The organism is Oceanobacillus iheyensis HTE831 (assembly GCF_000011245.1).
GTDB lineage: Bacteria > Bacillota > Bacilli > Bacillales > Amphibacillaceae > Oceanobacillus > Oceanobacillus iheyensis.
Map to the genome: position 1 here is coordinate 136,487 of NC_004193.1, position 26,867 is coordinate 163,353.

General features: G+C 39.5%; 42 protein-coding genes. 40 read left to right on the forward strand and 2 right to left on the reverse strand.

What is annotated here, in order from left to right:
- Positions 1–93 precede the first annotated feature (93 nt).
- From rpsL to rpsI, 39 genes are all read left to right on the forward strand, one after another.
- Positions 94–507 carry a 30S ribosomal protein S12 gene (gene rpsL / locus OB_RS00720; RefSeq protein ID WP_011064517.1) on the forward strand — a complete coding sequence of 138 codons (414 nt, stop codon included), beginning with the start codon at positions 94–96 and terminating at the stop codon, positions 505–507.
- A gap of 38 nt (positions 508–545) precedes the next feature.
- Positions 546–1,016 (forward strand): 30S ribosomal protein S7, encoded by a 471-nt coding sequence (gene rpsG / locus OB_RS00725; protein ID WP_011064518.1) that lies wholly within the window; start codon positions 546–548, stop codon positions 1,014–1,016.
- A gap of 38 nt (positions 1,017–1,054) precedes the next feature.
- On the forward strand, positions 1,055–3,133 hold the full coding sequence (gene fusA / locus OB_RS00730) for an elongation factor G (RefSeq protein WP_011064519.1): 2,079 nt from the start codon (positions 1,055–1,057) through the stop codon (positions 3,131–3,133).
- A 109-nt stretch (positions 3,134–3,242) separates the two neighbouring features.
- On the forward strand, positions 3,243–4,430 hold the full coding sequence (tuf, locus tag OB_RS00735) for an elongation factor Tu (protein ID WP_011064520.1): 1,188 nt from the start codon (positions 3,243–3,245) through the stop codon (positions 4,428–4,430).
- A 462-nt stretch (positions 4,431–4,892) separates the two neighbouring features.
- The gene (gene rpsJ / locus OB_RS00740) at positions 4,893–5,201 is read left to right on the forward strand and encodes a 30S ribosomal protein S10 (protein ID WP_011064521.1); all 309 of its coding nucleotides are present in this window, start codon (positions 4,893–4,895) and stop codon (positions 5,199–5,201) included.
- Positions 5,202–5,229: 28 nt separating this feature from the next.
- Positions 5,230–5,859: a 50S ribosomal protein L3 gene (gene rplC, locus OB_RS00745; RefSeq protein WP_011064522.1), complete on the forward strand. Its 630-nt coding sequence runs from the start codon at positions 5,230–5,232 to the stop codon at positions 5,857–5,859.
- Positions 5,860–5,885: 26 nt separating this feature from the next.
- A complete protein-coding gene (rplD, locus tag OB_RS00750; protein ID WP_011064523.1) occupies positions 5,886–6,509 on the forward strand; it encodes a 50S ribosomal protein L4 in 624 nt (207 codons plus the stop codon).
- Positions 6,509–6,796, forward strand: coding sequence for a 50S ribosomal protein L23 (gene rplW / locus OB_RS00755; protein WP_011064524.1), 288 nt, complete (start codon positions 6,509–6,511; stop codon positions 6,794–6,796). The genes rplD and rplW overlap by 1 nt, the downstream gene beginning before the upstream one ends.
- A 31-nt stretch (positions 6,797–6,827) precedes the next feature.
- On the forward strand, positions 6,828–7,658 hold the full coding sequence (rplB, locus tag OB_RS00760; protein ID WP_011064525.1) for a 50S ribosomal protein L2: 831 nt from the start codon (positions 6,828–6,830) through the stop codon (positions 7,656–7,658).
- A 58-nt stretch (positions 7,659–7,716) separates the two neighbouring features.
- Entirely contained in the window at positions 7,717–7,995 is a 279-nt protein-coding gene (gene rpsS, locus OB_RS00765; protein ID WP_011064526.1) for a 30S ribosomal protein S19, read from the forward strand.
- 18 nt (positions 7,996–8,013) lie between these two features.
- Complete coding sequence (rplV, locus tag OB_RS00770; RefSeq protein WP_011064527.1) at positions 8,014–8,355, forward strand: 50S ribosomal protein L22; 342 nt, start codon at positions 8,014–8,016, stop codon at positions 8,353–8,355.
- Positions 8,356–8,358: 3 nt separating this feature from the next.
- The gene (gene rpsC / locus OB_RS00775; RefSeq protein WP_011064528.1) at positions 8,359–9,000 is read left to right on the forward strand and encodes a 30S ribosomal protein S3; all 642 of its coding nucleotides are present in this window, start codon (positions 8,359–8,361) and stop codon (positions 8,998–9,000) included.
- An 18-nt stretch (positions 9,001–9,018) separates the two neighbouring features.
- Entirely contained in the window at positions 9,019–9,453 is a 435-nt protein-coding gene (gene rplP / locus OB_RS00780) for a 50S ribosomal protein L16 (RefSeq protein ID WP_011064529.1), read from the forward strand.
- Positions 9,443–9,643, forward strand: a complete 201-nt coding sequence (rpmC, locus tag OB_RS00785) for a 50S ribosomal protein L29 (protein ID WP_011064530.1) — start codon at positions 9,443–9,445, stop codon at positions 9,641–9,643. Before rplP ends, rpmC begins: the two co-directional genes overlap by 11 nt.
- Positions 9,644–9,668: 25 nt before the next feature.
- Positions 9,669–9,932, forward strand: a complete 264-nt coding sequence (rpsQ, locus tag OB_RS00790; protein WP_011064531.1) for a 30S ribosomal protein S17 — start codon at positions 9,669–9,671, stop codon at positions 9,930–9,932.
- A 43-nt stretch (positions 9,933–9,975) separates the two neighbouring features.
- Positions 9,976–10,344, forward strand: a complete 369-nt coding sequence (rplN, locus tag OB_RS00795; protein ID WP_011064532.1) for a 50S ribosomal protein L14 — start codon at positions 9,976–9,978, stop codon at positions 10,342–10,344.
- Between the two features lie 34 nt (positions 10,345–10,378).
- On the forward strand, positions 10,379–10,690 hold the full coding sequence (rplX, locus tag OB_RS00800; protein ID WP_011064533.1) for a 50S ribosomal protein L24: 312 nt from the start codon (positions 10,379–10,381) through the stop codon (positions 10,688–10,690).
- A gap of 26 nt (positions 10,691–10,716) precedes the next feature.
- Positions 10,717–11,256 (forward strand): 50S ribosomal protein L5, encoded by a 540-nt coding sequence (rplE, locus tag OB_RS00805; protein WP_011064534.1) that lies wholly within the window; start codon positions 10,717–10,719, stop codon positions 11,254–11,256.
- 29 nt (positions 11,257–11,285) lie between these two features.
- Positions 11,286–11,471 carry a 30S ribosomal protein S14 gene (gene rpsN, locus OB_RS00810; RefSeq protein ID WP_011064535.1) on the forward strand — a complete coding sequence of 62 codons (186 nt, stop codon included), beginning with the start codon at positions 11,286–11,288 and terminating at the stop codon, positions 11,469–11,471.
- A gap of 29 nt (positions 11,472–11,500) precedes the next feature.
- Complete coding sequence (rpsH, locus tag OB_RS00815; protein ID WP_011064536.1) at positions 11,501–11,899, forward strand: 30S ribosomal protein S8; 399 nt, start codon at positions 11,501–11,503, stop codon at positions 11,897–11,899.
- Positions 11,900–11,930: 31 nt separating this feature from the next.
- On the forward strand, positions 11,931–12,467 hold the full coding sequence (gene rplF, locus OB_RS00820; RefSeq protein ID WP_011064537.1) for a 50S ribosomal protein L6: 537 nt from the start codon (positions 11,931–11,933) through the stop codon (positions 12,465–12,467).
- Between the two features lie 30 nt (positions 12,468–12,497).
- Positions 12,498–12,857 carry a 50S ribosomal protein L18 gene (gene rplR / locus OB_RS00825; protein WP_011064538.1) on the forward strand — a complete coding sequence of 120 codons (360 nt, stop codon included), beginning with the start codon at positions 12,498–12,500 and terminating at the stop codon, positions 12,855–12,857.
- A gap of 23 nt (positions 12,858–12,880) precedes the next feature.
- The gene (gene rpsE / locus OB_RS00830; protein WP_011064539.1) at positions 12,881–13,384 is read left to right on the forward strand and encodes a 30S ribosomal protein S5; all 504 of its coding nucleotides are present in this window, start codon (positions 12,881–12,883) and stop codon (positions 13,382–13,384) included.
- A gap of 13 nt (positions 13,385–13,397) precedes the next feature.
- Complete coding sequence (rpmD, locus tag OB_RS00835) at positions 13,398–13,580, forward strand: 50S ribosomal protein L30 (protein WP_011064540.1); 183 nt, start codon at positions 13,398–13,400, stop codon at positions 13,578–13,580.
- 31 nt (positions 13,581–13,611) lie between these two features.
- Entirely contained in the window at positions 13,612–14,052 is a 441-nt protein-coding gene (gene rplO / locus OB_RS00840; protein WP_011064541.1) for a 50S ribosomal protein L15, read from the forward strand.
- 1 nt (position 14,053) lies between these two features.
- Complete coding sequence (gene secY / locus OB_RS00845; protein ID WP_011064542.1) at positions 14,054–15,346, forward strand: preprotein translocase subunit SecY; 1,293 nt, start codon at positions 14,054–14,056, stop codon at positions 15,344–15,346.
- Positions 15,347–15,377: 31 nt separating this feature from the next.
- Entirely contained in the window at positions 15,378–16,025 is a 648-nt protein-coding gene (locus OB_RS00850) for an adenylate kinase (protein ID WP_011064543.1), read from the forward strand.
- Between the two features lie 591 nt (positions 16,026–16,616).
- Complete coding sequence (gene infA / locus OB_RS00860; protein ID WP_010652072.1) at positions 16,617–16,835, forward strand: translation initiation factor IF-1; 219 nt, start codon at positions 16,617–16,619, stop codon at positions 16,833–16,835.
- A gap of 31 nt (positions 16,836–16,866) precedes the next feature.
- The gene (gene rpmJ, locus OB_RS00865; RefSeq protein WP_010095733.1) at positions 16,867–16,980 is read left to right on the forward strand and encodes a 50S ribosomal protein L36; all 114 of its coding nucleotides are present in this window, start codon (positions 16,867–16,869) and stop codon (positions 16,978–16,980) included.
- Positions 16,981–17,003: 23 nt separating this feature from the next.
- Positions 17,004–17,369 carry a 30S ribosomal protein S13 gene (rpsM, locus tag OB_RS00870; protein WP_011064544.1) on the forward strand — a complete coding sequence of 122 codons (366 nt, stop codon included), beginning with the start codon at positions 17,004–17,006 and terminating at the stop codon, positions 17,367–17,369.
- 21 nt (positions 17,370–17,390) lie between these two features.
- Positions 17,391–17,780 (forward strand): 30S ribosomal protein S11, encoded by a 390-nt coding sequence (rpsK, locus tag OB_RS00875; RefSeq protein ID WP_011064545.1) that lies wholly within the window; start codon positions 17,391–17,393, stop codon positions 17,778–17,780.
- A gap of 207 nt (positions 17,781–17,987) precedes the next feature.
- On the forward strand, positions 17,988–18,932 hold the full coding sequence (locus OB_RS00880; protein ID WP_011064546.1) for a DNA-directed RNA polymerase subunit alpha: 945 nt from the start codon (positions 17,988–17,990) through the stop codon (positions 18,930–18,932).
- A gap of 45 nt (positions 18,933–18,977) precedes the next feature.
- Complete coding sequence (gene rplQ / locus OB_RS00885; protein WP_011064547.1) at positions 18,978–19,331, forward strand: 50S ribosomal protein L17; 354 nt, start codon at positions 18,978–18,980, stop codon at positions 19,329–19,331.
- Between the two features lie 520 nt (positions 19,332–19,851).
- Positions 19,852–20,691: an energy-coupling factor ABC transporter ATP-binding protein gene (locus OB_RS00890; protein ID WP_011064548.1), complete on the forward strand. Its 840-nt coding sequence runs from the start codon at positions 19,852–19,854 to the stop codon at positions 20,689–20,691.
- Positions 20,667–21,536, forward strand: a complete 870-nt coding sequence (locus OB_RS00895) for an energy-coupling factor transporter ATPase (protein WP_011064549.1) — start codon at positions 20,667–20,669, stop codon at positions 21,534–21,536. The genes OB_RS00890 and OB_RS00895 overlap by 25 nt, the downstream gene beginning before the upstream one ends.
- Positions 21,529–22,326 carry an energy-coupling factor transporter transmembrane component T family protein gene (locus OB_RS00900; protein WP_011064550.1) on the forward strand — a complete coding sequence of 266 codons (798 nt, stop codon included), beginning with the start codon at positions 21,529–21,531 and terminating at the stop codon, positions 22,324–22,326. Before OB_RS00895 ends, OB_RS00900 begins: the two co-directional genes overlap by 8 nt.
- Before the next feature lie 27 nt (positions 22,327–22,353).
- Complete coding sequence (truA, locus tag OB_RS00905; protein ID WP_011064551.1) at positions 22,354–23,115, forward strand: tRNA pseudouridine(38-40) synthase TruA; 762 nt, start codon at positions 22,354–22,356, stop codon at positions 23,113–23,115.
- 163 nt (positions 23,116–23,278) lie between these two features.
- Positions 23,279–23,716, forward strand: coding sequence for a 50S ribosomal protein L13 (gene rplM, locus OB_RS00910; protein WP_011064552.1), 438 nt, complete (start codon positions 23,279–23,281; stop codon positions 23,714–23,716).
- A gap of 19 nt (positions 23,717–23,735) precedes the next feature.
- A complete protein-coding gene (gene rpsI, locus OB_RS00915) occupies positions 23,736–24,128 on the forward strand; it encodes a 30S ribosomal protein S9 (protein ID WP_011064553.1) in 393 nt (130 codons plus the stop codon).
- 101 nt (positions 24,129–24,229) lie between these two features.
- On the opposite strand, the gene OB_RS00920 is transcribed toward rpsI, so the two are convergent.
- Positions 24,230–25,408 (reverse strand): site-specific integrase, encoded by a 1,179-nt coding sequence (locus OB_RS00920; RefSeq protein ID WP_011064554.1) that lies wholly within the window; start codon positions 25,406–25,408, stop codon positions 24,230–24,232.
- A 52-nt stretch (positions 25,409–25,460) separates the two neighbouring features.
- Positions 25,461–25,976: a helix-turn-helix domain-containing protein gene (locus tag OB_RS00925; RefSeq protein WP_011064555.1), complete on the reverse strand. Its 516-nt coding sequence runs from the start codon at positions 25,974–25,976 to the stop codon at positions 25,461–25,463.
- A 167-nt stretch (positions 25,977–26,143) separates the two neighbouring features.
- Between OB_RS00925 and OB_RS00930 the strand changes: the two genes are divergently transcribed.
- Positions 26,144–26,443, forward strand: coding sequence for a hypothetical protein (locus OB_RS00930; protein WP_011064556.1), 300 nt, complete (start codon positions 26,144–26,146; stop codon positions 26,441–26,443).
- Positions 26,444–26,867 lie beyond the last annotated feature (424 nt).

Genomic DNA, 26,867 nt, shown 5'->3' on the forward strand with positions numbered 1-26,867 from the left:
AGATGAACCACCTGGATGTGTGGTATTACAAATCATGATTCTACAGTCACCAATTGATTAATCACATAAATGTAATGAAGGGAGGACAAAAACATGCCTACTATTAATCAGCTAGTGCGTAAAGGCCGTGTCAGCAAAACAAAAAAATCTGACTCTCCTGCACTTAACAAAGGCTACAACAGCTTTAAGAAGAGAATGACTGATCAAAACGCTCCTCAAAAGCGTGGTGTATGTACTCGTGTTGGTACGCTTACTCCAAAGAAACCAAACTCTGCACTTCGTAAATATGCACGTGTGCGTTTGTCTAACAACATGGAAGTAACTGCATACATTCCTGGAATTGGTCACAACCTTCAAGAGCACAGCGTTGTACTAATCCGTGGCGGTCGTGTAAAAGACTTACCGGGTGTGCGTTACCATATTGTACGTGGAGCGCTTGACACTGCAGGTGTTGAAGGCCGTAAACAAGGGCGTTCCAAGTACGGAACGAAAAGACCTAAAAAGTAAGTAAAAATTAATCATCTAGAAGAAAGGAGGATGTAACGATGCCTCGTAAAGGACCAGTACCAAAACGTGATGTATTGCCAGATCCGCTTTATAAATCTAAGTTAGTAACTCGCTTAATTAACCAAATTATGGTTGATGGAAAGCGTGGAAAAGCACAAAAAATTCTTTATAATGCGTTTGAATTAGTCGCTGAAAGAAGTGGACAAAACGCTATGGAAGTTTTTGAGCAAGCTATGAAAAACGTAATGCCTGTACTTGAAGTTCGTGCACGCCGTGTAGGTGGGTCTAACTATCAAGTACCAGTAGAGGTTCGCCCAGAACGTCGTCAAGCATTAGGACTACGCTATATTGTTAACTATTCACGCTTACGCGGAGAGAAAACAATGGAAGAACGTCTTGCTAATGAAATTCTTGATGCTTCTAACAACACAGGAGCTGCTGTTAAGAGACGCGAAGATATGCATAAAATGGCAGAAGCGAACAAAGCATTCGCTCACTACCGTTGGTAATTTTAAAAAAAGCTTTCAATTAGGAAGGAGAAGAATACATGGCTAGAGAGTTCTCCTTGGAAAAGACGCGTAATATTGGTATTATGGCCCACATTGATGCGGGTAAAACAACCACTACTGAGCGTATTCTTTTCTATACAGGACGCATTCACAAAATTGGTGAAACTCACGAAGGTGCTTCTCAAATGGACTGGATGGAGCAAGAGCAAGAACGTGGTATTACAATCACTTCTGCTGCGACAACAGCTGCTTGGAGAGACCACCGTATTAACATCATCGATACTCCGGGACACGTAGACTTCACTGTAGAAGTTGAGCGTTCCCTGCGTGTACTTGATGGTGCGGTGACTGTACTAGATGCACAATCTGGGGTGGAGCCACAAACTGAAACAGTATGGCGCCAAGCAACAACTTATGGTGTTCCACGTATCGTATTCATCAATAAAATGGATAAAACAGGTGCGGACTTCTTGTATTCTACAGGTACATTAAAAGAGCGCCTAGGTGCTAATGCACATCCGATTCAGATGCCAATTGGTGCTGAAGATGAGTTTCACGGAATCATTGACTTAATCACAATGGATGCTTACTTCTATTTAGATGATTTAGGTCAACGTTCCGAAACACGTGAAATTCCTGCTGAGTACAAAGACGAAGCAGAAGAGTTACGTGCAAGCTTAATCGAAGCTGTTGCAGAAACTGACGAAGAACTTATGATGAAATATCTTGAAGGAGAAGAAATCTCCAACGATGAATTGAAAACTGCTATTCGTCAAGCAACTCTTAATGTTGATTTTTATCCAGTACTTTGCGGTTCAGCATTTAAGAACAAAGGTGTTCAGTTAATGCTAGACGCAGTACTTGATTATCTACCTGCACCAACAGATGTACCTCCAATCGAAGGTATCATCCCTGGTACAGAGGAAAAAGTAACTCGTCCATCTTCTGATGATGAGCCTTTCTCTGCATTAGCTTTCAAAGTAATGACAGACCCTTATGTAGGTAAACTTACATTCTTCCGTGTGTACTCTGGAACATTAGATTCTGGTTCATACGTGAAAAACTCAGTAAAAGATAAGCGTGAGCGTGTAGGACGTATTCTACAAATGCACGCTAACTCTCGAGAAGAAATCTCTAGAGCATATTCAGGTGAAATTGCTGCAGCAGTTGGTTTGAAAGATACTTCTACAGGGGATACTCTTTGTGATGAGAAGAACCTTGTTATCTTAGAGTCTATGGACTTCCCAGAACCAGTTATCTCTGTTGCGATTGAACCAGAAACTAAAGCTGACCAAGATAAAATGGCAATTGCTTTATCTAAGTTAGCTGAAGAGGATCCAACTTTCCGTACTGAAACTAACCCAGAAACTGGTCAAACAATTATCTCAGGTATGGGTGAACTTCACCTTGATATCATTGTTGACCGTTTGAAGCGTGAGTTTAAAGTAGGAGCTCAAGTAGGGGCACCTCAAGTTTCTTATCGTGAAACATTCCGTGGTTCTGCTGAAGTCGAAGGTAAATTCGTACGTCAGTCTGGTGGACGCGGACAATTCGGTCACGTTTGGGTTAAATTCGAACCAAACGAAGAAGGCGCTGGATTTGAATTTGAAAACAAAATTGTTGGTGGTGTAGTTCCTCGTGAATACATTCCGGCAGTTCAACAAGGTATCCAAGAGTCTATGGAAAATGGGGTTCTTGCAGGATATCCGTTGATCGATATCAAAGCAACACTTTATGATGGTAGCTACCATGATGTCGACTCAAACGAGATGGCATTTAAAGTTGCAGCATCTATGGCGCTAAAAGCTGCTAAAAACAAATGTAAACCAGTTCTTCTTGAACCAATGATGAGAGTTGAAGTTGTTGTTCCTGAAGAATACATGGGAGACATTATGGGTGACGTAACATCCCGTCGTGGACGCGTAGAAGGTATGGAAGCACGCGGTACAGCACAAGTTGTTAAAGCGTTCGTACCACTTTCAGAAATGTTTGGTTATGCAACTGCCCTACGTTCGAACACACAAGGTCGCGGTGTTTACACAATGCACTTTGATCACTACGAAGAAACACCGAAAAGCATTACTGAAGAAATTATTAAGAAAAATGCTGGTGAATAATTGATTTTTTTATCAATCTAAAGTATAACTTTTAGTAAAGGCTGAGAAATACAAATCTGTATTTCTTGCCACTAATACAAATGGTATTTAATTAAAGGAGGAACTATAAATGGCTAAAGAAAAATTCGATCGCTCCAAAAGTCACGTTAACGTTGGTACTTTAGGACACGTTGACCATGGTAAAACTACATTAACAGCTGCTATCACTACTGTACTTGCAAAACACGGCGGTGGAGAAGCACGTGCGTATGACCAAATTGATGGTGCGCCTGAAGAAAGAGAACGTGGTATCACAATCTCAACTGCACACGTAGAGTATGAAACTGAAACTCGTCACTATGCACACGTTGACTGCCCAGGTCACGCTGACTATGTTAAAAACATGATCACTGGTGCTGCACAAATGGACGGAGCTATCCTTGTAGTATCTGCTGCTGATGGCCCAATGCCACAAACTCGTGAGCACATCCTTCTATCTCGTAACGTTGGGGTACCTGCTTTCGTAGTATTCCTTAACAAAACAGATATGGTTGACGATGAAGAGCTACTTGAATTAGTAGAAATGGAAGTTCGTGACCTATTAACTGAGTACGATTTCCCTGGTGACGATCTACCAGTAATCAAAGGTTCTGCACTTAAAGCTCTAGAAGGCGTTGCAGAATACGAAGAAAGAATTCTTGAGTTAATGGCTGCAGTTGATGAGTATATCCCAACTCCAGAACGTGACAAAGAAAAACCATTCATGATGCCAGTTGAGGATGTATTCTCAATCACTGGTCGTGGAACAGTTGCAACTGGACGTGTTGAGCGTGGAGAAGTTAAAGTTGGAGATGAAGTTGAAATCATCGGTCTTGCTGAAGATGCAAGCAAAACAACTGTAACTGGTGTTGAAATGTTCCGTAAGCTTCTAGATTATGCTGAAGCTGGAGATAACATTGGTGCACTTCTTCGTGGGGTTTCTCGTGAAGACATCAACCGTGGTCAAGTATTAGCTAAACCAGGTTCAATCACTCCACATACTAACTTCAAAGCTGAAGTTTATGTATTATCAAAAGAAGAAGGTGGACGTCATACTCCATTCTTCTCTAACTACCGTCCACAGTTCTACTTCCGTACTACGGACGTAACTGGTGTTATTGAATTACCAGAAGGAACTGAAATGGTAATGCCTGGTGATAACATTGAAATGACAGTAGAACTTATTTCTCCAATCGCGATTGAAGACGGAACTCGTTTTTCAATCCGTGAAGGTGGACGTACTGTAGGTTCTGGCGTTGTTTCTTCTATCCAAAAATAAGTAATTAAAATAAAAACAGACAATGGAATTCCATTGTCTGTTTCTTTATGTGTGTTTTCTTTCCTAACCTATACGAATAATACTTACTGTTGTTTATATCTCATTATGAAAATATATGACTAAATAGAAATGGAAAACAAAAATTTATAAGTGTAGAAACTGACTTATGAATAAGTAAAATTTAAGAGGGAATTAAAGGGTTCGGCGTCCCAAATAAAATGCTTGATAACCTCTTGCATTTACTTATGAAACTATGTATAATATAAAAATGTGCAAACTTATAGGTATTCATTTATTAAGCTTGCATTGATCAATAGTTTTTAGTATACTATTAATGTTGGTCATTTGGTGCGTTGATGCGGAAGGTTGTTGGCACACCCGGCCCCTTTGCCATGGCGAGGGTGTCGAGAAATTTCCGCGGAGAATGTCTATATGAATATGGGCGACAAAGGAGGGAAAATAATGGCAAAAGAGAAAATCAGAATCCGTTTAAAAGCATATGATCACCGTATTTTAGATCAATCTGCTGAAAAAATCGTGGATACTGCGAAACGTTCCGGTGCGAAAGTGTCTGGTCCGATTCCATTACCAACTGAGAAATCTGTTTATACAGTTTTGCGTGCGGTACACAAGTACAAAGACTCTCGTGAGCAATTTGAGATGCGCACACATAAACGTTTAATCGATATTCTCGAGCCTACACCAAAAACTGTTGATGCGCTAATGCGTCTAGACTTACCATCTGGTGTAGATATTGAAATTAAATTATAATTCGTTCTTAATATAGGAGGTGTAACGGATGACGAAAGGAATCTTAGGTCGTAAAATCGGCATGACTCAGCTATTCTCTGATAATGGAGAGCTAATTCCAGTAACAGTAATTCAAGCTGAGCCAAATGTTGTATTGCAAAAGAAAACATTAGAAAATGATGGTTACGAAGCGTTACAAATCGGTTTTGCTGATAAAAAGGAATCACGTACTAATAAAGCGGAAAAAGGTCATGCTGAGAAAGCAGGCACTGCCCCTAAGCGCTACGTTCGTGAAATCCGTGGCGCAGAGGTTAATAGCTTTGAAGTTGGGCAAGAGATCAAAGTCGACATCTTTGAGTCTGGAGAAAAAATCGATGTAACTGGTACATCTAAAGGGAAAGGTTTCCAGGGTGTAATTAAGCGTCATGGTCAACAACGTGGACCAACTACACACGGTTCTCATTTCCATAGAGCTCCAGGTGCAATGGGTGTAATTGATCCAATGCGTGTATTCAAAGGTAAAAAACTACCAGGTCACATGGGTTCTGAACAAGTAACGATCCAAAACCTTGAAGTTGTAAGTGTAGATACGGATAAGAATCTACTACTAATTAAAGGTAACGTGCCTGGCGCGAAAAAATCTTACGTTAAAATCACAAGTGCAGTAAAAGGTAACTAATCACACAAACGAAGGGAGGATATGTCATGCCTAAAGTAGCACTTTTAAAACAAGACGGAAGCAATGTAGGAGACATCGAGTTAAACGATTCAGTATTCGGTATTGAACCAAACACTCATGTACTACATGAAGCAGTAGTTATGCAACGCGCATCATTACGTCAAGGTACTCACGCTGTTAAAAACCGCTCTGAAGTACGCGGTGGCGGACGTAAACCATGGCGTCAAAAAGGAACTGGTCGTGCACGTCAAGGTTCAACTCGCTCACCACAATGGGTAGGCGGAGGAACTGTGTTTGGACCAACTCCACGTAGCTATAGCTACAAACTACCAAAGAAAGTACGTCGTTTAGCATTAAGATCTGCTTTATCTTCTAAAGTAAATGAAGAAAGTTTACTTGTTTTAGAGAACATCTCTATTGATGCTCCAAAAACAAAAGAAATCGTAAATATCTTGAAAGGTCTTCAAGTAGACGCGAAAGCACTTATCGTTCTTTCTGAGAAAGACGAAACTGTAATTCGCTCTGCTAACAACCTACAAAATGTTACAGTATTAACTGTTGAAGAACTAAACATTCTTGACTTGCTTATGCATGACAAGCTGATCATCACAAAAGATGCAGCTGAAAAAGCAGGGGAGGTGCTCGCATAATGAAAGATCTACGCGATGTAATTAAACGCCCTGTCATCACGGAACATTCCGCTGACTTAATGGCAGAGAAAAAATATACGTTTGAAGTATCTCCAAAAGCAAACAAAACTGAAATCAAAGATGCAGTAGAAACGATCTTTGGTGTTAAAGTTGAAAAAGTAAACACAATGAATCAAAAAGGTAAATTTAAGCGAATGGGCCGTTACGGTGGATATCGTCCAAATCGCAAAAAAGCTGTAGTTCAACTAACAGCTGACAGCAAAGAATTAGATTTCTTTGAAGCTTAAAAATTATACACATTGAGAAGGAGGGACAACGATGGCGATTAAAAAATTCAAACCAACCTCTAACGGTAGACGTAATATGTCTGTGTCAGATTTCGCAGAGATTACTACAGATACTCCAGAGAAATCCCTACTAAGCCCAATCAGAAAACGCGGCGGACGTAACAACCAAGGGAAATTAACGGTTCGTCATCAAGGCGGCGGTCATAAACGTCAATACCGTATCATCGATTTCAAACGTGATAAAGATGGTATACCAGGACGCGTTGCTACAATCGAATATGATCCAAATCGTTCAGCGAACATTGCTTTAGTTCACTATGCTGACGGTGAAAAGCGTTATATCATTGCTCCTAAAGGAATTAAAGTAGGGCAAGAAATCGAGTCTGGCGAAAATGCTGATATTAAACTAGGAAATGCATTACCACTTGGAAGCATCCCAGTAGGTACTGTTATCCATAATATCGAATTAAAACCAGGTCGTGGTGGACAGATTGCACGTTCTGCTGGTGCAGAAGCACAGATCTTAGGACGTGAAGAAAAGTACACTCTTGTAAGACTTTCTTCAGGAGAAGTTCGTTTAATCTTAACTACTTGCCGTGCTACAATTGGCCAGGTTGGTAATATTGAACATGAACTAGTACGTGTAGGTAAAGCTGGACGCTCTCGTTGGAAAGGAATTCGTCCAACTGTACGTGGTTCTGTTATGAACCCTAACGATCACCCACACGGTGGTGGTGAAGGACGTGCGCCAATCGGACGTAAATCACCAATGTCACCATGGGGCAAACCAACACTTGGTTACAAAACGCGTCAGCGTAATAAACCATCTGATAAGTATATCGTTCGTAAACGTAAAAAATAAACTAAAGTAACGGACGGGAAGAATTACCCGTCTCGAAACCCGGGAAGGAGGCTTATCCATGGGTCGTAGCTTGAAAAAAGGACCTTTCGCAGATGACCATTTGATGAAGAAAATTGAAGTGTTAAACACAGACGACAAGAAACAAGTTATAAAAACATGGTCTCGTCGCTCTACAATTTTCCCAACATTTGTAGGTCATACTGTTGCAGTTTATGATGGACGCAAACATGTGCCGGTTTATATTACAGAAGATATGGTCGGTCATAAATTAGGTGAATTCGCACCAACTCGTACGTACAGAGGACACGCTGGTGACGATAAGAAAACAAAACGCTAATGAGAGGAGGTACTAGGCATGCAAGCTAAAGCCGTTGCGAAATCAGTTCGTATTGCTCCTCGTAAGGTTCGTTTAGTAGTAGATCTAATTCGAGGAAAAGAGGTTGGCGAAGCAATCGCTATTTTAAATCATACACAGCGTGGAGCTTCTCCAGTCGTAGAAAAAGTATTAAAATCTGCAATCGCAAATGCAGAACACAACTATGAAATGGACGCAGATAGTCTCGTCATTTCTGAAGCATTCGTAAATGAGGGTGCTACATTGAAACGTTTCCGTCCACGTGCTCAAGGACGCGCAAGCAGAATTAACAAGCGCACAAGCCACATTACAGTAGTGGTAACTGAAAAGAAGGAGGGATAGTCAGTGGGTCAAAAAATAAATCCAACGGGTCTTCGCGTAGGTATCATTAAAGACTGGGAGTCTAAATGGTATGCTGGTAAAGACTATGCAGACTTGCTACATGAAGATATTAAAATCAGAGAATATCTTGAAAATCGTTTAAGCACAGCTGCTGTTTCTTCTATTGAAATCGAGCGTGCTGCAAACCGTGTAAACATTACGATCCATACTGGTAAGCCAGGAATGGTAATCGGTAAAGGCGGTTCTGAAGTAGAAGCTTTACGTAAATCATTAAACAACTTGACTGGCAAACGAGTTCATATCAATATTGTTGAAATCAAAAAAGTTGATTTAGATGCAACATTGGTTGCTGACAGTATTGCTCGTCAATTAGAAAATCGTATTTCATTCCGTCGTGCTCAAAAGCAAGCTATCCAACGTGCAATGCGTGGAGGAGCAAAAGGAATTAAAACACAAGTATCCGGACGTCTTGGCGGTGCAGATATCGCTCGTGCGGAACATTACAGTGAAGGTACAGTGCCACTTCATACTTTACGTGCAGATATTGACTATGGTACAGCAGAAGCTGATACTACGTACGGTAAACTAGGCGTTAAAGTATGGATTTATCGTGGAGAAGTCCTTCCAACTAAAACTGATAAGTAAAGGAGGGGGCTACTTACTATGTTAATGCCTAAACGTGTTAAATATCGTAGACAACATCGTGGTAAAATGAGAGGCCAAGCAAAAGGTGGAACTACCGTTGCTTTTGGTGAGTATGGTTTACAAGCTACTGAAGCTTCTTGGATTACAAGTCGCCAAATCGAGGCTGCTCGTATCGCAATGACTCGTTACATGAAACGTGGTGGTAAAGTTTGGATTAAAATTTTCCCAGACAAACCATACACTGCAAAACCATTAGAAGTTCGAATGGGTTCTGGTAAAGGTGCTCCTGAAGGATGGGTAGCAGTAGTAAAACCAGGAAAAATTATGTTTGAAATCGCAGGAGTATCGGAAGAGGTTGCTCGTGAAGCATTACGTCTTGCTTCCCACAAACTACCTGTTAAAACTAAGTTCGTAAAACGTGAAGAAATTGGTGGTGAAAGCAATGAAGGCTAATGAAATAAGAGATCTAACCACTGCCGAAATTGAACAAAAAGTAAAATCTTTAAAAGAAGAGTTATTTAATTTACGTTTCCAACTAGCTACTGGCCAATTGGAAAACACTGCACGCATCCGTGAAGTTCGTAAATCAATTGCTCGCATGAAAACTGTTATTCGCCAACGCGAATTAAGCGTAAATAACTGATTCTACAGAGAGGAGGTTAGCCTCAATGACTGAACGTAATGATCGTAAAGTTTATACTGGCCGTGTCGTTTCTGACAAAATGGATAAAACAATAACTGTTTTAGTTGAAACGTATAAATTCCATAAGTTGTATGGAAAACGTGTTAAGTATTCTAAAAAATTCAAGACACATGATGAAAACAACGTTGCTAAAAATGGTGATGTAGTTCGTATCATGGAAACTCGTCCGTTATCAGCTACAAAACGTTTCCGTTTAGTAGAAGTTACGGAAGAAGCGGTAATTATATAATTAAAGTTCGCTCGGAAGGATTCCGAAGGGAGGTCACAGCGTTATGATTCAACAAGAAACTCGTTTAAAAGTTGCAGATAACTCTGGTGCTCGTGAAGTATTAACCATCAAAGTATTAGGTGGATCTGGTCGTAAAACTGCTAACATTGGTGATGTAATTGTTTGCACGGTGAAACAAGCAACACCAGGCGGCGTTGTCAAAAAAGGTGAAGTTGTTAAAGCAGTTATCGTTCGTTCTAAATCTGGTGCACGTCGTAAAGATGGTTCATACATTCGTTTTGATGAAAATGCTGCCGTAATTATTCGTGACGATAAAAGTCCAAGAGGAACTCGTATCTTCGGACCGGTTGCACGTGAATTACGTGATGCTCAATTCATGAAAATCGTATCTCTAGCTCCAGAAGTTTTATAAGAAAGAATTACCTTGTCAAGGAGGTGCGTAAAGCATGCATGTAAAAAAAGGTGATAAAGTTAAAGTACTATCCGGGAAAGACCGTGGTAAGGAAGGTACTGTATTAGAAGCATTTCCGAAGAATGAGCGCGTATTAGTAGAAGGTGTCAACATGGTTCAAAAACACGCGAAACCTTCTCAAGAAAATCCACAAGGTGGAATTCTTAACATCGAAGCTCCAATTCATGTTTCTAATGTATTACCAGTTGATCCGAAATCCGGTGAACCAACTCGTGTTGGATACGAAGTGAAAGACGGCAAAAAAATCCGCATCGCTAAAAAATCCGGTGAAGCATTAGATAAATAAGTTGTCTGTGAAAGGAGGGCTACACTATGAACGAATTGAAACAGAAATATCAAGATGAAATCGTGTCATCTTTAATGGATAAATTTAATTACAATTCCGTAATGGAAGTACCAAAAGTCGAAAAAATCGTTATCAACATGGGTGTTGGTGATGCTGTTCAAAACTCTAAAGCATTAGATAGTGCTGTAGAAGAACTTTCTCTAATTTCTGGTCAAAAACCAATGATCACTCGTGCGAAGAAGTCTATCGCTGGTTTCCGTCTACGTGAAGGAATGCCAATCGGTGCTAAAGTAACTCTTCGTGGTGAGCGTATGTATGAGTTCTTGCAAAAACTAGTTGCAGTTTCTCTACCACGTGTTCGTGACTTCCGAGGTATCTCTAAGAAGGCTTTCGATGGTCGTGGAAACTACACTCTAGGTGTGAAAGAACAATTGATTTTCCCAGAAATTAATTATGATAAGGTAAGCAAAATTCGTGGTATGGATATCGTTGTAGTAACAACTTCCAACACTGACGAAGAAGCTCGTGAACTTTTAGCTCAGCTAGGCATGCCTTTCCAAAAATAAGCTAAAAGCTAATACAAGGAGGGAAAATTGTGGCTAAAAAATCAATGATTGCGAAACAAAAGCGCCCGCAAAAATTCAAAGTACAAGAGTACACTCGTTGCGAACGTTGCGGACGTCCACATTCAGTAATTCGTAAATTTAAACTTTGCCGTATTTGTTTCCGTGAACTTGCCTATAAAGGTCAAATTCCTGGTGTCAAAAAAGCAAGTTGGTAAACCCCGATTCGGGAAGGAGGTAATTAGTAATGGTTATGACAGATCCAATTGCAGATATGCTTACTCGTATTCGTAATGCAAACATGGTAAAACATGAGAAGCTAGAGCTTCCTGCTTCAAATATAAAAAAAGAGATCGCCGATATCCTTAAGCGTGAAGGGTTTGTTAAAGATTACGAGCTAATCGAAGACAACAAACAAGGTGTATTGCGTATCTTCTTAAAATATAGCGCAAATGAAGACAAAGTAATTTCAGGTATCAAACGTATTAGTAAACCAGGTTTACGTGTTTATGCCAAAGCTGATGAAGTTCCACGTGTACTTAACGGCTTAGGTATTGCAATCGTATCAACATCTAACGGTCTGCTTTCTGACAAAGAAGCACGCTCTCAAGCTGTTGGTGGCGAAGTACTAGCGTACGTTTGGTAATCACTAATTTTTAATTGAGGAGGTGCTAGGTATGTCTCGTGTAGGATTGAAACCTGTAGAGATTCCTGAAGGTGTAGAGCTTAAACTCGACAACAACACGGTTACTGTTAAAGGACCTAAAGGCGAATTAAGTAGAGAACTACATCCTGATATGAAAATCAATATTGAAGATAATGTACTAACAGTTGAACGTCCGAGTGATCATAAAGAACACCGTGCTTTACACGGTACAACTCGTAGCTTGATTAACAATATGGTAATTGGTGTAAGCAAAGGTTTTGAAAAATCATTGGAAATTATCGGTGTTGGTTACCGCGCGCAAAAGCAAGGTGACAAAACTGTAATTAATGCTGGTTATTCTCACCCTGTAGAACTTGAAGCAATCGACGGTATTGAAATCGAAGTTCCGAAAAACACACAAATTACTGTAAAAGGTATCGACAAAGAATTAGTAGGTGCAATTGCAGCGAACATTCGTGCAATCCGTCCACCAGAACCTTACAAAGGTAAAGGTATTCGTTATACGGATGAATATGTACGTCGTAAAGAAGGTAAAACTGCTAAGTAAGCTTAGTTAGGCGAGAAAGGAGTGACCGAGATGATTACAAAACCTGACAAAAATGTCATTCGTAAAAAACGTCATAATCGTGTACGTAGAACACTTTCAGGAACAGCTGAACGTCCTCGTTTGAATGTATACCGTTCTAATAAGAACATCTACGCTCAATTGATCGATGATAACGCTGGTGTTACTGTTGCAAGTGCTTCTACAGCTGATAAAGAGTTAGCTATCGGCGGAGGAAACGTTGAATCTGCTAAGCAAGTCGGCGCAGCGATTGCGAAACGTGCTATCGATAAAGGTTACAAATCAATTGTTTTTGATCGTGGAGGATATTTATATCACGGCCGCATCAAAGCATTGGCAGAGGCTGCCCGCGAGGAAGGTCTTGAATTTTAAAAGATAAAGGAGGTAACCATTGTATGAACACTAACATTGATCCGAACAAATTAGATCTTGAAGAACGCGTTGTTACGGTAAACCGTGTCGCAAAGGTTGTTAAAGGTGGACGTCGCTTCCGCTTTGCAGCACTTGTTGTTGTTGGTGACAAAAACGGTCATGTAGGTTTTGGTACTGGTAAAGCACAAGAAGTACCTGAAGCTATTAAAAAAGCTGTAGATGATGCGAAGAAAAACTTAATCTCTGTACCAATCGTTGGTACTACAATTCCACATGAAATTCATGGACAGTTTGGTTCTGGTAACGTATTAATGAAACCAGCTGCAGAAGGTACTGGAGTTATCTCTGGTGGACCAGTTCGTGCAATCTTGGAATTAGCAGGTGTAGGTGATATCCTAACTAAATCATTAGGGTCTAACACACCAATCAATATGATCCGTGCTACTTTAAACGGATTAACAAACTTAAAAACAGCTGAAGACGTAGCGAAATTACGTGGAAAGTCTGTTGAAGAACTGTTAGGATAAGGAGGGAAACACTATGTCTAAAAAATTGGAAATAACCCTCAATCGCAGTGTCATCGGTGGCACTGGTGTTCAAAAGAAGACAGTCGAAGCTTTAGGGTTAAAGAAAATTCGTCAATCCGTTGTACGTGAAGATACTCCAGCCGTTCGTGGTATGGTAAACAGAGTGTCCCACTTATTGACAGTTAAAGAAGTTTAATTAATCATTAGTGTAAAGAGGAGGTGCTCGCATGAAACTTCATGAATTGAAGGCAGCAGAAGGAACTCGTAAAGAGAGAAATCGTGTTGGTCGAGGCATGTCTTCTGGTAACGGAAAAACTTCCGGCCGTGGACACAAAGGACAAAAAGCACGTTCAGGCGGCGGTGTACGTCCAGGATTCGAAGGTGGTCAAATGCCTTTATTCCAACGTCTACCTAAACGCGGATTCACCAATGTGAATCGTAAAGAGTACGCAATTGTTAACCTTGATACGTTAAATCGTTTTGAGGAAGGCACTGAAATCACACCAGAGCTATTACTAGAAACAGGTGTCGTTAGTAAACTAAATGCTGGAATTAAGATTCTTGGTAAAGGTACTTTAGAAAAGAAACTAACAGTAAAAGCTCATAAGTTCTCCGCTTCTGCAAAAGAAGCGATTGAGACAGCGGGCGGTCAATCTGAGGTGATTTAATTTGTTTCGTACACTCTCCAATTTTATGCGCGTAGCTGATATTAGAAATAAGATCATTTTCACATTATTAATGTTGATTGTATTCCGAATTGGTACATTTATTCCAGTGCCGTTCACGGATAAAGCTGCAATCGACTTTATGAACGAGCAAAATGTATTTGGCTTCTTAAACACATTTGGTGGTGGAGCCTTGCAAAACTTTTCTATCTTTGCGATGGGGATAATGCCTTATATTACAGCATCCATCATCATGCAGCTACTGCAAATGGATGTAGTACCTAAGTTTGCAGAATGGAAAAAACAAGGGGAAATGGGACGTAAGAAAATTGCTCAAGTAACTCGTTACGGGACAATTGTTCTTGCATTCGTTCAAGCAATTGCGATGTCAGTCGGCTTCAATGCGATGGCAGGCGGCATGTTGATTGCAGACCCTAATGTTATGAAGTTCTTAACGATCGCGATCGTGCTAACTGGCGGTACGGCATTCCTTATGTGGATGGGTGAGCAAATTACAGCACATGGAGTGGGTAATGGTATATCTATCATTATCTTCGCTGGTATCGTAGCCGCTGTTCCTAACGGTGTTGGACAGTTATACTCCCAGTATTTCTCTAATCCTGGAAATGACTTGTTTATTAACATCGTTATTGTTGCGCTAATTGCTCTTGTAGCAGTTGCGGTAACTGTTGGGGTTATATTTGTAAACCAAGCATTGCGTAAGATTCCGGTTCAATATGCTAAAAAGCTAGTGAATCGTTCTCCAGTAGGTGGCCAATCTACTCACCTACCAATTAAGGTGAATGCTGCAGGGGTTATTCCAGTAATCTTTGCAATTGCATTTATGATGGCACCGACGACAATTGCTGGTTTCTTTGAAGGAAATCAAGTAGCAGATTTCATCACTAGAACATTTGATTATACTTCCCCTGTGGGAATGATCATCTATGTAGCGATGATAATTGCTTTCACATATTTCTATACATTTGTTCAGGTGAATCCAGAGCAAATGTCTGAGAATCTACAAAAACAAGGTGGATATATTCCAGGAATTCGTCCGGGTCATAACACGGAAGAATACTTGACTCGCGTAATTAACAGATTAACTTTTGTTGGCGCACTGTTCTTAGCGGTTGTCTCTGTATTCCCGATGATCTTAGGTAGTCTTGCGAATCTACCTTCTGCAGTACAAATTGGCGGCACAAGCTTACTAATCGTTGTAGGTGTTGCATTACAGACAATGAAGCAATTAGAAGGACAGCTCGTGAAGCGTCACTACAAAGGATTCATTAAGTAATTAAGAAGCCAACAAAAGCGAGGGGAAGCAATTGAATTTGATTTTGATGGGCTTACCTGGTGCTGGTAAAGGCACACAGGCTGCGAAAATTAATGAAAAGTATAACATCCCTCATATTTCAACAGGAGATATGTTCCGATTAGCTATTAAAGAGGGTACTGAACTCGGTAAAAAAGCAAAGGAATTTATGGATCAAGGTGACCTTGTTCCAGACGAAGTTACTGTTGGGATTGTTAAGGAACGCCTAGCGATGGACGATTGTGCAAATGGTTTCCTTTTAGACGGATTCCCTCGCACAACTCGACAAGCAGAAGAATTACAAAATCTACTGTCTGACCTAGGTAAGTCAATAGATTATGTCATCCATGTGGATGTACCAGAAGAAAAATTGGTAGAGCGTTTAACTGGACGGAGAATTTGTCCGACATGCGGAACAGCTTATCATGTGGTGTATAATCCTCCAAAAGAGGAAGGCATCTGTGATAAAGATGGCTCCCAGTTAATTCAGCGAGATGATGACCAACCAGAAACAGTTAAAAACCGTTTAGCTGTTAATATAGAGCAAACACAACCATTACTTGATTTTTATCAAGATAAAGGTTATCTTGTGAAAGTGAACGGAGATAGAGATATCAATGTTGTTTTCCAAGATATTGAATCCATTTTAGAGAAAAAATAGTTCACTTATTTAGTAATATTCAGTTTAGATGCATTTCTAGTACTGAAAAGTTATAATGAAATAAGTAATGTGTATTGCTTTGGAAATAGTAACAGAAATGATTGGTTATTCAACCTTGATATAGATACTAACGATTGCCTAAGTGATGGTTAGCGCTGATATACGATGACAAATCGATTCCGAGTAGGGTCAGTTTGTACGTATGAAGCAGGAACTGATTTTAGGTCAGCACACAATTCATTATATGAATGTGAACGACCGGTTTGTCCTGCTGCTGGCCGACGGGGATAGCGTGAAGTCGATCGACCATATAAAGAAGATGGAGCAGCACAGAACTTTAAGTTCGTGTTCAAAAAAGGATAAAAAAAGACCAAGAGTTCGAGGCGGCGTAGCTTTGAGTAACGAAAAAGCAAGCCAACAAAGAATTTCGAAGTGTCATTTTTACCAGGCTTTTTGAACAACCTCTTTAGAGCTGTGTTTCCCCGTGAAACCATACAGCCTTCTAGAAACTGGTCGTGTCACAAATAGGAAGTTACGGTTTGTCCTAATGTAGATAAGGTTGTGACTGATTTGAAGAAGGGAGATCACACGATGGCGAAAGATGATGTTATTGAAGTAGAAGGTACAGTAACAGATACATTGCCAAATGCGATGTTTAAAGTTGAGCTTGAGAATGGCCATACAGTATTGGCGCATGTATCTGGTAAAATCCGTATGCACTTTATTCGCATTTTACCAGGCGATAAAGTAACGGTTGAACTTTCTCCGTATGATTTAACCAGAGGACGAATTACGTACCGTTATAAATAAACGAGCTCCGATATAAAAGGAGGTAATTTTGATGAAGGTAAGAGCATCAGTAAAACCAATTTGCGAGAAATGCAAAGTCATCAAACGCAAAGGTAAAGTAATGGTGATTTGTGAAAATCCGAAACACAAGCAAAAACAAGGCTAATAAACAGGAGGTGCTACTAAGCTATGGCACGTATTGCAGGTATTGATATTCCACGTGATAAACGTGTAGTAATTTCTTTAACTTATATCTATGGAGTAGGAAAAACTACTGCACAACAAATCCTTAAAGAAGCAGGCGTTTCTGAGGACACTCGTGTACGTGACTTAACCGAAGATGAGTTAGGTAGAATCCGTCAAGCAGTTGATCAATACAACACTGAAGGTGATTTACGCCGTGAAGTGTCACTAAACATCAAACGTTTGATCGAAATCGGTTCTTATCGCGGAATTCGTCACCGTCGCGGATTACCAGTTCGTGGTCAAAAAACAAAGAACAACTCTCGTACTCGTAAAGGCCCACGTAAGACAATGGCTAACAAGAAAAAGTAATGTAAGGAGGTAAGCTAACGAATGGCACGTAAAACGAATACACGTAAACGTCGTGTGAAAAAGAATATAGAATCTGGTATTGCTCATATCCGTTCTACTTTTAACAATACTATTGTTACAATTACGGATACTCGCGGTAATGCTATTGGATGGAGTTCAGCTGGTGCATTAGGCTTTAAAGGTTCTAAGAAATCAACTCCTTTCGCAGCTCAAATGGCAGCTGAAACAGCAGCTAAGTCTGCTATCGAAAATGGAATGAAAACTTTAGAAGTAACTGTTAAAGGCCCTGGTGCGGGACGTGAAGCTGCAATCCGTTCTTTACAGGCTGCTGGTCTAGAAGTTACAGCTATTGTAGATGTAACTCCAGTACCTCATAATGGTTGCCGTCCACCAAAACGTCGTCGTGTTTAATTATACCGTATAGAATTTGTCACCCTGTCTATAATGGATGATAGAGCTTATCGGTTTATAAGTTATATGAATTTAAATAACGACATCCGAGACAGATCGTACGAAAGAAATACAGGTAGCGCAGAAACGCCAACTGCCTTATTTGAGGAATTTCGGTTAGACCATATGTCTAGCCGGGGTTTCGACGTTTTAAAGGAGGGTTATGGAATGATCGAAATCGAAAAGCCAAAGATTGAAACGGTTGAAATTAGCGAGAATGCTACATTTGGAAAATTCGTGGTTGAACCGCTTGAACGTGGATATGGTGCCACACTTGGAAACTCCTTGCGTCGTATCTTATTATCCTCACTGCCAGGTGCTGCTGTAACCACAGTACAAATTGATGGAGCTTTACATGAGTTTTCAACAGTTGATGGTGTTGTAGAAGATGTTACAACTATTATCCTCAACCTTAAGAAACTAGCTCTTAAAATTTATTCTGAAGAACCAAAAACATTAGAAATTGATGTTCAAGGTGAAGGTGCTGTAACTGCTGCAGATTTAACGTATGACAGTGATGTGGAAGTAATGAACCCGGATTTGCATATTGCAACGCTTAATAGCAAAGGCAATCTTCATATGAAGCTAATTGCAGAGCGAGGCCGTGGTTATCGTCCAGCAGAAGAGAATAAAAATGATGATCAACCAATCGGTGTCATTCCGATCGACTCCATCTTCACACCTGTTTCGCGCGTGACTTATCAAGTGGAAAACACTCGTGTAGGTCAAGTGGCAAACTATGATAAATTAACAATGGATGTATCTACGGATGGAAGCATTCGTCCTGAAGAAGCAGTTTCTTTAGGTGCTAAAATCATCACAGAACATCTTAATATTTTTGTAGGTTTAACAGATGAAGCACAAAATGCCGAAATCATGGTGGAAAAAGAAGAGGATCAAAAAGAGAAGGTTATGGAAATGACCATCGAAGAACTTGATCTATCTGTTAGATCTTACAACTGCTTGAAACGTGCTGGAATTAACACGGTTCAAGAGCTTGCGAATAAATCAGAAGAAGATATGATGAAAGTTCGTAATTTAGGACGTAAATCTTTAGAAGAAGTAAAAGTAAAATTAGAAGACCTAGGATTAGGTCTACGAGATGATGACTGATCGAACCAGTCACCTTTAGAGTTTCGAAAAAGGGAGGGATAGTCCGTGGCTAGAAAGTTAGGACGTAAAACAGACAGTCGTATGGCTCTTCTTCGCAACCTTGCATCTGATTTGATCATTCATGAACGTATTGAAACAACAGAAGCAAAAGCGAAAGAGTTAAGATCGATTGTAGAAAAAATGATTACGCTAGGAAAACGTGGCGATTTACACGCTCGTCGTCAAGCTGCAGCATTCTTATACAACAAAGAAACAGATGAAGACAACAACGTTATTCAAAAGTTATTTGATGATGTTGCTGCACGCTATGAAGACAGACAAGGTGGATACACACGCGTTCTTAAACTTAATGAACGCCAAGGCGATGGTGCTAAAATGGCAATCATCGAATTGGTTTAATCTACTCTACATGCGGCAAGGGGCAGGACTCAATCTCTCTCAGAGGTTAATCCAAGCCCTTTTTTTGTAGATTCAAATAGTACAAGCAAGACTCAAGGGATAAACGAAGAGGTTAAGTATAACTAGTATAAGTACCATATTTTGTTTATTAGCCCTTTTGCTTATGACCTTGTGGTACTAATGATTTGCGAGGGAATATGGAATAACAAAATCCACTGATTAATGTTTTAGCTTTGGCTTTGATTCGTCTTCATACAGTTTGTTGTGGCTGGTGACGGTTAAAAGTAAGCAATGACTCTATTACCTAAAGAGTTACATAATAGCATCATCTTATATAGTAGGAACAAATTTACAAACTATTAAAGGTTGACCACCCCAAGCTTTTTGTGACTAACCTCATATATGTCATTCCACAGATTAATTCCCCGATGTTATAATAAATACCGGACGCATAGAAGATAGTAGTGCTAGTAGAGTAAAAGCATCATATGGTTGCTGAGGTATTAGAGGAGGCTTATAGATGAGTCGTAAAATAGTAGAGTTTAGAAATGTGTCGTTTCGTTATGACGAAGAAGGACCATGGGTATTAAAAAATTGCTCTTTTGAAATTTATGAAGATGAATGGCTAGCTATTATTGGCCATAATGGTTCTGGAAAATCAACGATCGCCAAGCTTTTAAATGGATTGTTGTTCCCGCAAGAAGGGGAAATTTATATAGATGGTATCAAAGTAGATGAAAATTCGATATGGGATATACGAAAAGAAGTAGGTATGGTATTCCAAAATCCTGACAACCAATTTGTTGGTGCAACTGTTCAAGATGATGTTGCTTTTGGGATGGAGAATCGAGGAATTCCTAGAGAAATCATGAAAAAGAGAATTGATGAAACCTTACAAGCTGTTCGTATGCAAGATTATTTGTTAACCGAACCGCATCGTTTGTCAGGTGGACAAAAACAGCGTGTCGCTATTGCAAGTGTATTAGCGATCTCACCCAAGATACTGATATTAGATGAAGCGACTGCCATGTTAGATCCGGTGGGTCGAAAAGAAATCATGCAAACCGTTAACTCGATTCAAGATTCACAAGGACTATCTCTAATTACAATTACACATGATTTAAAAGAAATAACTCGAGCTGATCGTGTAATTGTTTTAAATAATGGAGAACGTTGGGATGAGGCAACCCCAAGCCAATTATTCAAAAGAAAAGATGCACTGCGAGAAATCGGATTGGATGTTCCGTTTGTTGCGCATTTAAGTGATGCGTTTCGTAACAATGGAATCACAATTGAACATTCACCGTTAAGTCATGAACAACTGTTGGAGGAACTATGGACATATCATTCAAAAATGTAAGTTATATATATCAAGAAAATACTCCTTTTGAACATCGAGCTATAGAGGATTTAAGCTTTACCATTGGATCAGGATCCATAGTAGCCATTATTGGTCATACAGGTTCGGGTAAATCTACATTGATACAGCATTTGAATGGTTTAACCATTCCATCTCGTGGCGAAGTTCGGGTTGGGGATTTTGTACTTAATCAAGATGGAAAACCAAAAGATATCCGCAATCTACGCAGTAAAGTGGGAGTTGTGTTTCAATATCCTGAGCATCAATTATTTGAGGAGACGGTACAAAAGGATATTGCATTTGGGCCACAGAATTTTGGTGTTAACGAGCAAGAAATCAAGGAACGCATTGCTTCAATATTGCCTTCGGTGGGCCTATCTGATTCGGTGCTAGAGCGGTCCCCATTTGATTTAAGTGGGGGACAGAAGCGTCGTGTGGCCATTGCTGGAGTACTAGCCATGAAACCACAAGTGTTAGTACTAGACGAGCCTACTGCAGGTCTGGACCCACGTGGACAGAAAGAAATGATGACTATGTTCGACCACATACATCATGAGCAAAATTTAACTACTATATTTGTTACACATAATATGGAAGATGCACTCAAGTACGCTGATAAAGTAATTATCCTTAATAAAGGACAGAAATTTATGGAGGGCAAGCCTCTCGAAGTGTTGAGACAACGGGAAAAGCTTCAACAAGTTCAATTGGATACGCCAGAAGTAATTGACTTCATCGATAAATACAATCATCGTTTTCATGATAATCTCATTTATCAAAACGAGTCTATTGTTGATATAGCTGCAGAGATGAAGCGTCGATTGGACGGTGGTCAACATGAATAATGCTTTAATTATTGGGCAATACGTTCCAGGCAACTCCATCGTGCATCGTTTAGATCCACGTACCAAAATAACGATCGTATTCTTTTTTGTTTTTATCGTGTTTTTTGCCAATAATGTTCCGAGTTACAGTTTATTAACGGTGTTTGCACTTTTATGTATGTTTTCCTCACGAGTACCAATACGATTTGTCGCAAAAGGATTAATACCAGTTTGGTTTTTAATTGTTTTTACATTTATTCTACACTTATTCGTGACAAAGGAAGGTACGTTGCTTTTTGAGTTTTGGTTTATAGAAATCTATTCAGGTGGGCTTATTCAAGGTTTTGCGATTTCTTTACGATTCTTTTTATTGATATTAGTAACGTCATTACTAACACTAACGACGACGCCTATTGAGATTACAGATGCTGTAGAAGATATGCTTGCCCCATTGAAAAAAGTAAGGTTTCCCGTACATGAACTAGCGTTAATGATGTCTATTTCATTGCGATTTATCCCAACGTTAATGCAAGAGACAGATAAAATCTCACGTGCACAAGCATCACGTGGTGTTGACTTTCGTACAGGCCCGATTAAAGATCGTGTGATGGCGGTTATTCCTTTACTTGTTCCGTTATTTGTAAGTGCATTTAAGCGTGCAGAAGAGCTTGCAATGGCGATGGAAGCACGCGGCTATCAAGGAGGCGAAGGTCGTAGTAAATTACGTGAACTAACGATTGGACCTAAGGATATTAGTATTATGGTTAGCTTTGCAATTGTCATAATAGCTTTATTCTTACTGAGAAAGTAGATTAGGGAAAGAAAGAGGTTGAAGTAAGTGGAAAGATTAAAATGCACCGTATCGTATGATGGATCTGATTTTGCCGGATTCCAAGTACAACCAGATCACAGGACGGTACAAGGTGTCTTGGAAAAAGCATTGTACAACATGCATAAAGGTAAATCAATACGGATTCAAGCATCCGGTAGAACGGATACAGGTGTGCATGCTGTTGGACAAGTAATTCACTTCGACAGTCCACTGGAAATCCCTGAACGAAATTGGAAACAAGCACTAAATACATTACTACCGGATGATGTGCGAATTCAAAAGGTAGAAAAGAAAACAGAAGAATTCCATGCTCGATATAGTGTGAAAGAAAAAGAATATCACTATTTTGTCTTAAATGAAGAGGATCCTAATGTCTTTCAGAGAGGATATGTTTACCACGAACCTAGAAAACTGGATCTCGAACGAATGCAAGAAGCCTGTCAGTATCTAGAAGGTACACATGATTTTACGAGTTTTTCTTCAGCAAAGTCATCAGTAAAAGGATCAAAAGTTCGTACGTTATATCACGTATCTTGTCACCAAACAGGTACTAATATTGAATTTATCTTTCGGGGAAGCGGCTTTTTATATAATATGGTACGTATCATGATGAGTGTACTTATTGATGTTGGTAAAGGGAAGCGAAACCCAGAAGATATTATAGATTTGTTAGCGAGCAAAAACCGTCAACAAATAGGAAAAACAATGGCTCCACAAGGCTTGTATTTATGGCGAGTATCCTATGAAGAAAATGGCAATAATGTGTAATAAATTATTTCACCGGCAGCTTGACTTTTACGGCTAATCGTTATATTATGGTATATGGCATTTTATTTCTAAACCATGATTAGCCCCGGAATCTAATTATGTTAGAATATAAATATTGACAACGAATTTAAATGAATGATTGATATATGGAGGGAAAAATATCATGCGCACAACTTTCATGGCGAATGAAGCGAATATTGAACGCAAATGGCTTGTTGTGGATGCTGAAGGACAACGTCTTGGTCGTTTAGCAAGTGAAGTAGCATCTATCCTTCGTGGAAAGCATAAAGCTACTTACACACCACACGCTGATACAGGAGATAATGTCATCATTATTAATGCTGACAAAATCGAATTAACTGGTAACAAAATCAACGATAAAATGTACTATCGTCACTCTAACCACCCAGGTGGATTAAAAGAGCGTAACGCTTACGAAATGCGTACTAAATACCCAGAGCAAATGCTTGAAATCGCGGTTAAAGGTATGCTTCCAAAAGGACCTCTAGGACGTAAAATGGGCAAGAAATTGCACGTTTACAGAGGAGCAGAGCACAACCATCAAGCGCAAAAACCAGAAGTTTATGAGCTTCGCGGATAATTAAAGGGAGGTAAATGAATTGGCACAAGTACAATACTACGGCACTGGACGCCGCAAAAAGTCAACTGCCCGTGTACGTTTAGTACCAGGTACAGGCAATGTAACAATAAATGGTCGTGATGCACAAGACTATTTTCCATATGAAACTCAACTTTTAATCTTGAACCAACCATTAGCTGCTACAGAAACTCAAGGAACTTATGATGTTCTTGTAAATGTAGATGGCGGTGGATTCACTGGTCAAGCAGGTGCAATCCGTCACGGTATCGCACGTGCATTATTACAAGCAGATCCTGAGTATCGTTCTACTCTTAAATCAGAAGGATACCTTACTCGTGATGCTCGTATGAAAGAACGTAAAAAATACGGTCTTAAAAAGGCACGTCGTGCACCTCAGTTCTCAAAACGTTAATATACTTGTTATATCAAGGTTTTGCCCTCTTTGCTCTTATGGAGCAGAGAGGGTTTTTTATGTTCTAATTTGGAATTGAATACCCCTTGAATACCCCGAGCCTAAAAAGTCATGTACTTCTGGAACATCTCAGCTGTTTTCTCTTTCGCTTCATCGGTCACATGCGTGTAAATATCCATAGTGGTTTGAATATCGGTGTGGCCGAGTCGGGATTGTACATCTTTGATAGAAGCCCCGGCTGCAAACAACAAACTGGCATGTGTATGCCGGAATTCGTGAACTTTTATTTGTGGTAGCTCCGGATTCTTTTGATAAATTCGCTCTAGTTTATCATTTAAGTAAGCCAGTCGACAATAATCCATTTCATGTTTTAACTGATTATAAACCGTAAAGATGGGCTGCTTATCATCAGACTGAAAAGGGGCAGCAAGTTCTAACGTCAGATAGCGTTGTATTTGCTTGCTACGCCATTTCTTTAAGATTGCCAGAGTTTCATCGTCAACGCTAACGATACGCCGAGAGGCCTTTGTTTTCGATGTCTGAAGCTGCTTTTCCCCACCGGTGTAAATTAATGTCTTTTTCAAGCTGATCGATTTTTGATGGAAGTCTACGTCCGACCAATGCAGGGCATACAGTTCTCCCTTGCGTGCTCCTGTGAAGGAGAGTAGCCGTAACATGGTATAAGCCATGTCATCCTTCTGAATCGCCTCTAAAAAGGTTCTGAGTTCTTCACGGGTATAGTAATGCTTCTTTTCTTCCAGCTCTGCAACATATTCCATCTCATGTTTTAGTTTGGGTAACGTGACATAGTCCATCGGGTTACGCTTAATCATGTCCATTTTCATAGCATATCGGAAGACCTGGTTTGCTTGTATCTTATAATCCTTGAAGGTTTTAAGCTCCTTGGCCCAACCGTTGATAGCTTTTTGGCAATGCGATCGGGTTATGTCTTTCATTTTGTAAGGACCGAAGACCGGGAGGATCCTGCGGTTGAATTTACTCTCCATCGCATACACCGTAGTTGGCTTTACTTCTCTACGATGTTGCTTAAACCATTCTTCAAAAACTTCCTGGAAGGTCAGCTGATCATTTTGGCGGATCCCGAGTTCGTCGACTTCAACCAATATTTTAGATAACGCAATATTTGCATCTTTTTTTGTCTTGAAACCTCGGCGTGTGGTTCGTTTCTTTTTGCCCGTGAGGGGATCCTTGCCGAGATAAGCATTAAACATATAAGCGGTGGTACCGTCTTTCTTTGTGTACTTTTTAATGTTTGCCATAATAGTTTCCTTTCCAATACGCTGGCAGGCTATATACAGGAAAGAGAAGAACTTATTCTAAAATCAATTCAAGCATACTTCTAATTTTTTTGCGTTCTTCATTTGTTAAAAATTCATTTTTATAGTACAAGTCAATCTTCATATTAAGAAGATCATGGAGGTCAAATAATCTTCTTCTTAATTCGTCATCTGATAACTCTTTAATAGTTTGCTCTCCGTTTTCTAATTTCATTTCCTCAGTACTTGGAAGGTTTACTTCTATATTTCTCGTTTTATTTAGGAGTTTTTCATCTCTACCCCGATCAATACCTTCACGTTTAATATGACCATTCTCAAAATCCACGTAAGAAGCAGAGTAGCCGGCTAAATTCATTAGATAAATAGGTGAAATGTCTAACCCTACAGCAAGCGTTCTTAATAATGAAGGTTTAGGTAAACCTTTATAACCGTTCTCGATTTGAGATAAATATGAATCTGAGTAACCGGTTCGTGCCTTTAAGTCGATTAAAGTTATGTTTTTCTCTTTTCGAATCTCTTTGAGTTTGGCTCCAAATTCTTTAGCATCCATTAACAAGTTACCTCACCTTTCATGTTTGTTTATCATCATTATCACACGTTAACTTTACCAAGTAAATATTTTTCTAACTAAAGTGTTGATTAAGCAATTAGGATAATATATAATTAAGTAAGTAAATTATTTACTTACTTAATAAGTGAGGGGGTAGGACAAAGCTTATGGAGAGCTCCATACCATTACAGGTCTCAGATGAGTTTAAAAGTAATTATTATGAATTATTCTATGAACTAAGCAAAGAAGCTTTTGAAGCTGCTAAAAGAGATAGTGGGGCTGGAAGGTTCATGACGAAAAAGCAATGTTGTGAGTTTATCGGTATCTCTTTTGGTCATTTGCAAAAACTAGAAAAACATGGCTTACCAGTTATTGAGTTAGAAGGAAAGGTGCTCGTCGATCGTGAAGATGTTATTAAATTCATGAGTAAGTATAAAAAGATTGAAAACATTAAACAAATAATTTAATTGCTGGCAGGCGAAGTTGAATTTATTTGTCTACAGGGTAAAGAGTGATTTTAAGGGAATGGTTTAGTTTAACCATCGAGTAGTGTCAATAAAATTCCGGTTGTTGTGCGCGTGTTGGTGATAAAATTAATACGTGTAATTTTGCGGAAATGTGATATTATATAGATATCGTGGAGAATGAAATCATAAGCGTCAGAGCCTTGAATGGCGCCATGAAACCACCTCTTATAAAAGAGGTGGTTTTTCGCTTTATCGCCCTGGTCTTTTTCTTGTAAACGATAATGTAGATTTTTTGACGAAAACGAATCATCTAATCCTATGAAATCACAGAAAAAATTGTGGATCGTTAAAATCTGATTTGTGCATTTTTCTTCTAATGAATACGCTTAATCTTGTTCCTGATTTGTTCCCACTTTTTTATGAA